9 protein-coding genes and 2 pseudogenes are annotated in these 8,895 nt (G+C 64.8%); 6 read left to right on the forward strand and 5 right to left on the reverse strand.

What is annotated here, in order from left to right; translation table 11 throughout:
* From EOA28_RS41150 to EOA28_RS40915, 5 genes and pseudogenes are all read right to left on the reverse strand, one after another.
* Positions 1–149: pseudogene (locus EOA28_RS41150) on the reverse strand (sarcosine oxidase subunit gamma); the annotation flags it as partial.
* Complete coding sequence (locus EOA28_RS14965; protein WP_127249567.1) at positions 142–3,135, reverse strand: sarcosine oxidase subunit alpha; 2,994 nt, start codon at positions 3,133–3,135, stop codon at positions 142–144. The pseudogene EOA28_RS41150 and the gene EOA28_RS14965, both read right to left, overlap by 8 nt.
* Positions 3,132–3,428 carry a sarcosine oxidase subunit delta gene (locus tag EOA28_RS14970; RefSeq protein ID WP_112126462.1) on the reverse strand — a complete coding sequence of 99 codons (297 nt, stop codon included), beginning with the start codon at positions 3,426–3,428 and terminating at the stop codon, positions 3,132–3,134. The genes EOA28_RS14965 and EOA28_RS14970 overlap by 4 nt, the downstream gene beginning before the upstream one ends.
* 72 nt (positions 3,429–3,500) lie before the next feature.
* Positions 3,501–4,754 (reverse strand): sarcosine oxidase subunit beta, encoded by a 1,254-nt coding sequence (locus tag EOA28_RS14975; RefSeq protein WP_127249566.1) that lies wholly within the window; start codon positions 4,752–4,754, stop codon positions 3,501–3,503.
* Between the two features lie 41 nt (positions 4,755–4,795).
* Entirely contained in the window at positions 4,796–4,921 is a 126-nt protein-coding gene (locus tag EOA28_RS40915; protein ID WP_281059018.1) for a hypothetical protein, read from the reverse strand.
* A gap of 30 nt (positions 4,922–4,951) precedes the next feature.
* On the opposite strand from EOA28_RS40915, the gene EOA28_RS14980 reads away from it, so the two are divergent.
* From EOA28_RS14980 to EOA28_RS15005, 6 genes and pseudogenes are all read left to right on the forward strand, one after another.
* Positions 4,952–5,320: a YrdB family protein gene (locus EOA28_RS14980; protein ID WP_127249565.1), complete on the forward strand. Its 369-nt coding sequence runs from the start codon at positions 4,952–4,954 to the stop codon at positions 5,318–5,320.
* Between the two features lie 166 nt (positions 5,321–5,486).
* A complete protein-coding gene (locus EOA28_RS14985) occupies positions 5,487–5,879 on the forward strand; it encodes an SET domain-containing protein-lysine N-methyltransferase (RefSeq protein WP_126081411.1) in 393 nt (130 codons plus the stop codon).
* 174 nt (positions 5,880–6,053) lie between these two features.
* On the forward strand, positions 6,054–6,320 hold the full coding sequence (rpsU, locus tag EOA28_RS14990) for a 30S ribosomal protein S21 (protein WP_042639546.1): 267 nt from the start codon (positions 6,054–6,056) through the stop codon (positions 6,318–6,320).
* Between the two features lie 132 nt (positions 6,321–6,452).
* Positions 6,453–7,304, forward strand: a complete 852-nt coding sequence (locus tag EOA28_RS14995; RefSeq protein ID WP_042639313.1) for a tetratricopeptide repeat protein — start codon at positions 6,453–6,455, stop codon at positions 7,302–7,304.
* Between the two features lie 206 nt (positions 7,305–7,510).
* Positions 7,511–7,987, forward strand: coding sequence for a DUF992 domain-containing protein (locus EOA28_RS15000; protein ID WP_095817041.1), 477 nt, complete (start codon positions 7,511–7,513; stop codon positions 7,985–7,987).
* A gap of 148 nt (positions 7,988–8,135) precedes the next feature.
* Positions 8,136–8,618, forward strand: a pseudogene (locus tag EOA28_RS15005) (DUF992 domain-containing protein).
* Positions 8,619–8,895 lie beyond the last annotated feature (277 nt).

Consider the following 8,895-nt stretch of genomic DNA (forward strand, 5'->3'; position numbering starts at 1 on the left):
CCGGCCGCGCGCAGCGAGATGCGCTCGGCCGGCGGCAGCATCTCGACCTTCACGCCCGGCGCGGACTGCACGCGGCCGGCAAGCGCCGGACGCCGCTCGACCGAGGCGGAAGCAGCGGCGGCTTTTGTCTTGGCGGCGGCCTTAGCCATTGAGGCGTTCTCCCTTCTCGTCGACGAACACCATGCCGGTGACTTCCACCTCGATCATGCCGTTCGGCATCGGCACATAGAGCGTCTCACCCATGCGATCGCGGCCGCCGGCGACCAGCGCCAGCGCGATCGAACGGCCGCAATTCTCCGACCAATAGCTGGAGGTGACGTGGCCGATCATCTTCATCGGGATCGACTGCTTCGGATCGGCGACGATCTGCGCGCCTTCTTCCAGCACCACTTTCGGGTCCTTGGTCTTCAACCCGACGAGCTGCTTGCGGCCCTTGGCCACAAGGTCCGGCCGGGTCAGGCCTCGGATGCCGACGAAGTCGGTCTTCTTCTTGCCGACCGCCCAGTCGAGCCCGGCATCGTTCGGCGTCACCGTGCCGTCGGTGTCCTGGCCGACGATGATGTAGCCCTTCTCGGCGCGCAGCACGTGCATCGTTTCGGTGCCGTAGGCGGTCGCGCCATGCTTCTGGCCTCCGGCCCACAGCGCTTCCCAGACCGCCTCGCCGTAATCGGCCGGCACGTTGACCTCGAAGCCGCGCTCGCCGGTGAAGGACATGCGGAACAGCCTTGTCGGCACGCCACAGATCTTGCCCTCGCGCACCGACATATGCGGCATCGCCTCGTCCGACATGTCGATGCCTTCGACCAGCGGCGCGATGATGTCGCGCGACTTGGGCCCCTGAACCGCGATCACAGCCCACTGCTCGGTGATCGAGGTCAGCCAGACATTGAGATGCGGGAACTCGGTCTGGAGGTAATCCTCCATATGGTTCATGACGCGCGGCGCGCCACCGGTCGTCGTCGTCACATGGAAACGGTCCGGTGCCAGTCGACCGACGACACCGTCGTCATAGATGAAGCCGTCCTCGCGCAGCATGATGCCGTAGCGACAGCGGCCGGTTTCCAGCTTCTCCCACGGATTGGTGTAGAGCAGCTCCATGAATTTCGCCGCGTCCGGCCCGACCACTTCGATCTTGCCAAGCGTCGAGGCGTCGAACAGGCCGCCCACCTTGCGCACCGTCACGCATTCGCGGTTGACGGCGGCGTGCATGTCCTCGCCGGCCTTGGGGAAATACCAGGCGCGCTTCCAGTGGCCGACATCCTCGAACACGGCGCCTTGGCGTGCCGCCCAGCCATGCGTCGCCGTGCGCCGGGTCGGGTCGAACAGCGCGCCGCGCGCATGGCCGACGATCGAGCCGAAGGTCACCGGCGTATAGGGCGCGCGGAACGTGGTGAGGCCGACCTGCGGGATCGGCTTGCCGAGCTCCTCGGCGGCGATCGCCAGGCCATGCAAGTTGGATGTCTTGCCCTGGTCGGTCGCCATGCCGTTGGTGGTGAAGCGCTTGACGTGCTCGATCGAATGCATGCCTTCATGCACCGCCTGGCGGATGTCCTTGGCGGTGACGTCGTTCTGGAAATCGACGAAGGCCTTGACCGTGGTGCCCGGCCCGGCGCCGGGCGCCGCGCCCAGCATGCCGCGCGACCAGCTCTCGCCGGCATCGACCTTCGGCTTGGCGCCTTTTCCGACCTTGCCGCCGGCTTCCTTCGCCGCCTTGGCGCCGGCCGCATAGGCCTCGTCTACCGTCGCGTCCAGCCCATCCGTGCCGTTGCAGGCGCCGACCGAGACGCAATCCTGCGCGTAGGTGCCGGGCACGAAGCGCTTGGTCTCGTCGTTGAAGGCGACCTTGCCGCGCGACTGCGAGAACAGATGCACCGACGGCGTCCAGCCGGCCGACATCAGGATCGCGTCGACCGGAATGGTGCGTCCGCCGCCGCCATTCTTCGGCTGCACGGTCATGGACGACACGCGCAATTTGCCGCCGGCGCTCACCACCGCGCGACCGAAATTAATCTCGATGCCGAGCGCCCTCGCCTCGTCGATCACCGGCCCGGCTGGATTGTCGCGCAGGTCGACGATGGCCGCGATGTTGACGCCGGCCTTTTTGAGGTCGATCGCCGCTGCATAAGCGGAGTCATTCGCCGTATAGACGCCGACATTCTTGCCGACGGCCACGCCGTAGTGGTTGAGATAGGTGCGCGCCGCCGAGGCCAGCATGACGCCCGGACGGTCGTTGTTGGCGAACACCATGTGTCGCTCGATGGCGCCAGTGGCGATCACGACGCGGCCGGCGCGCACCTGCCACAGGCGTTCGCGCGCCAGGTCGTGGCCGGGATTCTTCAGGTGATCGCTGACCCGCTCGACAAGGCCGACGAAGTTTTGCGCGTAATAGCCGAAAGCCGTGGTGCGGGAGAGTACCCGCACATTGTCCATCGCCTTGAGCCTGGCGATCGCGGCTTGCGCCCAGGCATAGCCATTCTCGCCCTCGATTTTGGCGCCGCTCTCGAAGCGCAGGCTGCCGCCGAATTCGGCCTGCTCGTCGGCGAGGATCACCCGCACGCCCGTTTCGGCGGCGGCAAGGGCAGCTGCAATGCCGGCGGCGCCACCGCCCACAACCAGCACCTCGCAATGCGCGTAGCGCGCGGCATAGTGGTCCGGGTCCGGCTTGTCCGGAGAAACGCCAAGACCGGCGGCGGCGCGGATCTTCGGCTCGTAAAGGCTCTTCCAGGCCGACTTCGGCCACATGAAGGTCTTGTAGTAGAAGCCGGCCGAAAATAGCGGCGAGGCGATGTCATTGACGGCACCGACGTCGAAGGAAAGCGACGGCCATCGGTTCTGCGAATGGGCGGTCAGCCCGTCATAGAGCTCCTGGACGGTGGCGCGCACATTCGGCGTCTTGCGCGCATCGTCGCGCACGATCTGCACCAGCGCGTTGGGCTCTTCCGCGCCGGCCGACAGGACGCCGCGCGGCCGATGGTATTTGAACGATCGCCCGACCAGGTGCACGCCGTTGGCGAGCAGCCCCGAGGCGAGCGTGTCGCCCTCGATGCCGACATAGAACTTGTCGTCGAAGCTGAAGGAGGCTGTCTTCGCCTGGCTGAGGCGACCGGCGCCGGAAATGCGGAACATGGCGTTCATTTCGCGGCTCCGGGCAGCTTCGCGGGCTTCGGCTCGCCGGCCTTGTAGGTCATGACGAACTTGTCGGTGACGGTGTCGCGCACGGCGTTGAAGAAGCGCGCGCAGCCATGGATGTGCCGCCAGCGCTCATAGATGACGCCCTTCGGGTTGGCGCGGATGAAGAAGAATTTCTCGAAATCGTCGTCGCTCTCGGCGGCAATGTTGGTCGGGCGCGCGATATGCGCCTCGCCGGCATTGCGGAACTCGAGTTCCGGGCGCTCTTCCTCGCAATAGGGACAGCGGATGAGAAGCATCTGGGTGATCCTAAAACTTGCCGTGACCGACGCGCGCGTCGGCCTGTTGATCGCAAAGCGACTGAGCCATCATCAGTGCGCCACCGCCGCCGCCGCGGCCTCGTCGATGAGGCGTCCGGTGCGGAAGCGCTCGAGGGTGAAAGGCGCGTTGATCGGGTGCGGCTCGTCCTTCGCGATCGTGTGCGCGAAGACATTGCCCGAGCCGGGCGTCGCCTTGAAGCCGCCGGTGCCCCAGCCGCAATTGACGTAAAGCCCCTTGACCGGTGTTTTGGCCAGGATCGGCGAGCGGTCGGGCGTGACGTCGACGATGCCGCCCCAGGAGCGCAGCATCTTCATGCGCGTGAAGATCGGGAACATCTCGCAGATGGCGTCCAGCGTGTGCTGCAATATGTGCAGGCCGCCGGTCTGCGAATAGGAGACATACTGGTCGGTGCCGGCGCCGATGACGAGCTCGCCCTTGTCGGACTGGGAGATATAGGCATGCACGGTGTTGGACATCACCACGCAGGGCACCACCGGCTTGACCGGCTCCGACACCAGCGCTTGCAGCGGATAGCTTTCGAGCGGCATGCGCACGCCGGCCATGTTCATGATGACCGAGGAATGGCCGGCCGCCACCACGCCGACCTTCTTGGCGCCGATGAAGCCGCGCGTCGTCTCCACGCCGCTGACAGCGCCGTTCGCCGCCCGCTTGATGCCGGTGACCTCGCAGTTCTGGATGATGTGCACGCCGCGCGCCGAAGCGCCGCGCGCATAGCCCCACGCCACCGCGTCATGGCGCGCCGTGCCGCCGCGCCGCTGCAACGCGGCGCCCATTACCGGATAGCGCGCTTCCTTGGAGATGTTGAGCGGCGGGCAGAATGCCTTCGCCTCTTCCGGCGTCAGCCATTCATTGTCGATGCCGTTGAGGCGGTTGGCGTGGATATGGCGCTTGAACACCTGCACGTCATGCACGTTGTGCGCCAGCATCATGACGCCGCGCGCCGAATACATGACGTTGTAGTTGAGCTCTTGGCTCAATCCATCCCACAGCTTCAGCGCATGGTCGTAGATGCCGGCGCTTTCATCATAGAGATAGTTGGAGCGAATGATTGTGGTGTTTCGACCAGTGTTGCCGCCGCCGAGCCAGCCCTTTTCCAGCACCGCGATGTTGGTGATGCCGTGCTCGCTCGCCAGGTAATAGGCCGTCGCCAGGCCGTGCCCGCCGGCGCCGACGATGATGACGTCGTATTCCTTCTTCGGCTCGGGCGAGGTCCACTGCTCTTCCCAGCCCTTGTGGCCGCGCATCGCCTCGCGGGCGACGGCGAATACCGAATATTTCTTCACGTTATAGCCTCGCGCCAAAAATCGCGGATGTCGTCCGCCCGTCACGCGAGGAGTATCACTAGCGAAACCGCGATGTCATCCTTGCGCTGTTTGCGACGGCGCTTGCCGCTTTGCGCCATGCCGAAAGGATGGCGTCCGGGCTGGTAGCCGCGGCCGCGATCGGCCATACCGGCTGCTCCGAGACCTGGAGGATCAATATGGGCAACGCCTGGTGGAATCTGACCCTGCGCTTTCTGCTGGAACTTGCTGCGCTGCTCGGGCTCGGCATGGCAGGCTGGAGCCTGTCCGAGGGGTGGTGGCGCTGGCTCTTCGCCTTGGCCTTGCCGCTTGTTGCGGCTGCACTGTGGGGAACCTTCGCGGTCCCTGACGACCCAAGCCGGTCAGGCCGCGCGCCGTTTCCTGTGCCGGGCGCGGCGCGGTTGGCGCTGGAACTCGTCATACTGTTCGGCGGCGCCGCCGGATTCTATCTGGTCGGTCACGCGGCCGCGGGCATCGTCATGGCCCTGCTGATCGCCCTCAGCTACGCCTTCTCCCTGGACCGGCTGGGCTGGCTGTTGCGGCAGTAGGGGCAACAGCGGCCTATGCCGCGGCCGAAGCCGGACGCTTCGATCAACCGGACGTGATCCGTGAGGCGGACGGCGGGCACACTCATCCGCTGAAATATCGCGCTACGGCCTTGCATTTCGGCCCGTTTTGACGATTTTCGTTTTTCGTCGAAATCGGACCGGAACGATGCTGCTGATCAGGACCTATGTTGCGCAGAGCGCCATCGAGGGCGTCGGTGTCTTCGCTGCCGAGCCGATCCGCAAAGGTGCTTCGATCTGGCGGCTCGATCCCGATTTCGACCGCCTGATTCCGATGGAAAAATATGAAGCGGCATCCCCTCATCTGAGGGAACTGCTCGACCGCTATGCCTATCCGAGCCCGGACAAGCCCGGCTTCATGGTCTATGAGGTCGACAATGGCCGCTTCATGAACCACTCCGAGCGGCCGAACACGGATTTCTCGCAATATGGCGGCGCCACCGCCATTCGCGACATCGCCGCCGGCGAGGAAATCACCTGCGATTACGGCGAGTTTTTCGAGGATTTCGCACGCCTCCATCTGGCGGCGGTGGAAGACTGAATCGCGGCCTAGCGCACTGCTCCGGTTTTTGATCGCGCTTTCCCGCAATCAGCGGTGGACATCCCGGCCTGATTCTGCTATCAGCCGCCACAATTCGCGGTGCAACTCGCCGCGGAGGCATCTCGGCTATTGGCCGATTGCCTAACGATTTCAAACCCGAAGACAGGATTGCCCGTGCAGGTACTCGTCCGCGACAACAACGTTGATCAGGCGCTTCGCGCGCTGAAGAAGAAAATGCAGCGCGAAGGTATTTTCCGCGAAATGAAGATGCGCGGTCACTACGAGAAGCCGTCCGAGAAGCGTGCCCGCGAGAAGGCGGAAGCCGTGCGCCGCGCCCGCAAGCTGGCCCGCAAGCGCGCCCAGCGCGAAGGCCTGCTGCCGATGACCCCGCGTCCGGCTCCGGCCGGTGCTGGTGGCGCGCCGCGTTCGCCGCGCTCATAACGCCTATTTTTCGTCCTTTTCGAAGGATACCGAAGGTGGCGCGATGCGGAATCGCCGCCACCTTTTTGTTTATAGATTCGAGCCGGTTCGGAGAGGGAACGGACTGACGGCGCTGCGGCAGTGAGGACAAAGATGAACGCTATTACCGTGGAGCGTGGAACCGCTTTTCGCGGCTTCGCCCTGACGGCGGCCCTGCTTTCGGGTCTGATGCTTGCAGCATGCCAGACAGCCCCGACGGGTGAGTTCAACTCGATCGACAAGGCGCAAGGCTCAAGCGAGAACATCTCCTCGCTCTCGGCGGTCATCCAACGCAATCCGCAGGATCCCGAGGGCTACAATGTGCGCGGCTCGGCCTATGGCCGCGGCGGCCAGTACCAGGCGGCGCTCAAGGACTTCAATCAGGCCATCCAGCTCAATCCGAACTTCTACCAGGCCTATTCGAATCGCGCGCTGATCCAGCGCTTTCTCGGCAACCAGGAAGCCGCTCTGGCCGACTACAACCGCTCGATCCAGATCAACGCCAACTACGATGCCGCCTATATCGGCCGCGGCAATCTCTACCGTAAGGCGGGCCGCACCCAGGATGCCTTCAACGACTTCCAGAAGGCGATCCAGCTCGACACCACGGATGCGCGCGCCTACCACAATCGCGGTCTGATCTATCAGAGCCAGGGCCAGCACAAATTCGCCATCGAGGACTTCTCGACCGCCATCTCGCTGGCGCCGGACGCCGCCGAGCCCTACAACGGCCGCGGCCTCTCCTATCTTGCGACAGGCGACGAGGACAACGCCTTCTCCGACTTCAACATGGCCATCAAGCTCGACGGCAAGAATGCCGAGGCCTGGGCCAACCAGGCGCTGATCTACGAGCGCCGTGGCGACAAGGTCAGGGCCGCCAAGTCCTACCGCGAGGCGATCCACCTCGACCCGAACTACCAGCCGGCCAAGGACGGCCTGTCGCGCACCGGCGGCAACGCCAGCTGAAGCCTGTAACGGAAGGGCATCTCGCGCCAGGCGCGGTCGCCGCCGGCGGCCGCAGTGTTGCGCCGTGGCGACGCCGATAGCGATCCGTTAACCGCCCAGGGCAGTGCGTTAACCTTTGCCATGTTCGCGCCAAGTTTTCGGCGGAACGCTCCTTGCACCTCGACCGTTTAAGCCGGGGCCAAGATTTTCGCGAAAGGACCTTTCCAATGATCAAATCCCTTGCCTGTGCCGCTGCCGCGCTTGCCGCCACGGTCCTCGCTTCCCCAGTCAGCGCCGGCACGCTCCGGCTCGGCACGCTCGATTGCACGATCGACGGCGGCGTCGGCTATGTCATCACGTCCAACAAGGGCGTGTCCTGCACCTTCCGTCCCTATCATCACGGTCCGGCCGAGCAGTACACCGGCATGATCTCCAAGCTCGGCGTCGACATCGGCCAGACGCATCAGGGCCAGCTGGTCTGGGCGGTGCTCGGCGCCACGCGCCATCATGAGGCGGGCGACCTCGCCGGCAGCTATTACGGCGTCAACGCTGAGGCTTCCGTCGTGACCGGCGGCGGCGCCAATCTCCTGGTCGGCGGCCTCGACGGCGCCTTCATGCTGGAGCCGCTCAGCGTGCAGGCGCAGACCGGCGTCAACCTGGCCGTCGCGGTGGCGTCGCTGGACCTCGTCCACTCCTACAAATAGGCGCTCAGCCGCTAACGACATCCGCCTATACGCGCGGCCCGGAACAGGACATTGTAGCCGTTCCGGGCCGCATGCTTTTGAGCAATTCCAGGAAAAGTGAGACACGGTTTTCCGTCCGGAATTGCGTCAAAAAGAAGAGGGGGGACATATGTCGAGGATCATCGCCGCAGCCGCGATCGCGATCGTTGCACTGGCCGGGCAGGCCCGAGCGGAGACCGGCGGCGTTGAGCTCGGCGTCTTGGATTGCGCCATCTGCGGCGGCAGCGGCTTCGTCTTCGGCTCAAGCAAGGATCTGAGCTGCACCTTCATGCCGGCCGACAAGACCTTCGCGCCGGAAGCCTATTTCGGCGCCGTCAACAAGTATGGTCTCGACATCGGCACGACCAGCCAGAGCGTGATGCGCTGGCTGGTGCTGACGCCGATGAACAACATCTAAGCCCCGGGTGCGCTTGCCGGCGACTATGTCGGCGCCAGCGCCGAAGTGACCGCCGCGGTCGGCGCCGGCGCCAATCTCCTGGTCGGCGGCACCGGCAACGCCTTCACTCTGCAGCCGCTCAGCGTCCAGACCCAGACCGGTCCCAACATCGCCATCGGCGTCAGCCAGTTCCAGCTGCGCAGCACAGCGAACTGACTGACCACCAGGGCCGGTGGAGCCTTCCTTCCACGACAAGCGAAAAAGCCTCTTGAGCTCAACCGCGCTTGAGGTTCTACAAGCCCTGCCGAACTGGACCTGGCGCCCATTCGCAATGCGGATGAGGCTGCGGATCGCAAGCAGGAGATCGACGTGACGGCAGCAAGCGGCAACAAGGCAGGTGGCGACAAGATAGATTGGCCCGCGCTGTGGGCAAATGGCGACTTGGCACGCTTCTGCTTCATCAGCCTCGGCATCCTGCTCCATGCCACCAATG

It is taken from the genome of Mesorhizobium sp. M2A.F.Ca.ET.067.02.1.1, assembly GCF_004023285.1.
Lineage (GTDB): Bacteria > Pseudomonadota > Alphaproteobacteria > Rhizobiales > Rhizobiaceae > Mesorhizobium.

Bases quoted from the DNA above. Each gene is read 5' to 3' on its own strand.
- EOA28_RS14995 (WP_042639313.1), top strand. From the start codon at position 6,453: ATGAACGCTATTACCGTGGAGCGTGGAACCGCTTTTCGCGGCTTCGCC.
- EOA28_RS40915 (WP_281059018.1), bottom strand. From the start codon at position 4,921: ATGGCCGATCGCGGCCGCGGCTACCAGCCCGGACGCCATCCTTTCGGC.
- EOA28_RS14980 (WP_127249565.1), top strand. From the start codon at position 4,952: ATGGGCAACGCCTGGTGGAATCTGACCCTGCGCTTTCTGCTGGAACTT.
- EOA28_RS15000 (WP_095817041.1), top strand. From the start codon at position 7,511: ATGATCAAATCCCTTGCCTGTGCCGCTGCCGCGCTTGCCGCCACGGTC.
- EOA28_RS14985 (WP_126081411.1), top strand. From the start codon at position 5,487: ATGCTGCTGATCAGGACCTATGTTGCGCAGAGCGCCATCGAGGGCGTC.
- EOA28_RS14970 (WP_112126462.1), bottom strand. From the start codon at position 3,428: ATGCTTCTCATCCGCTGTCCCTATTGCGAGGAAGAGCGCCCGGAACTC.
- EOA28_RS14965 (WP_127249567.1), bottom strand. From the start codon at position 3,135: ATGAACGCCATGTTCCGCATTTCCGGCGCCGGTCGCCTCAGCCAGGCG.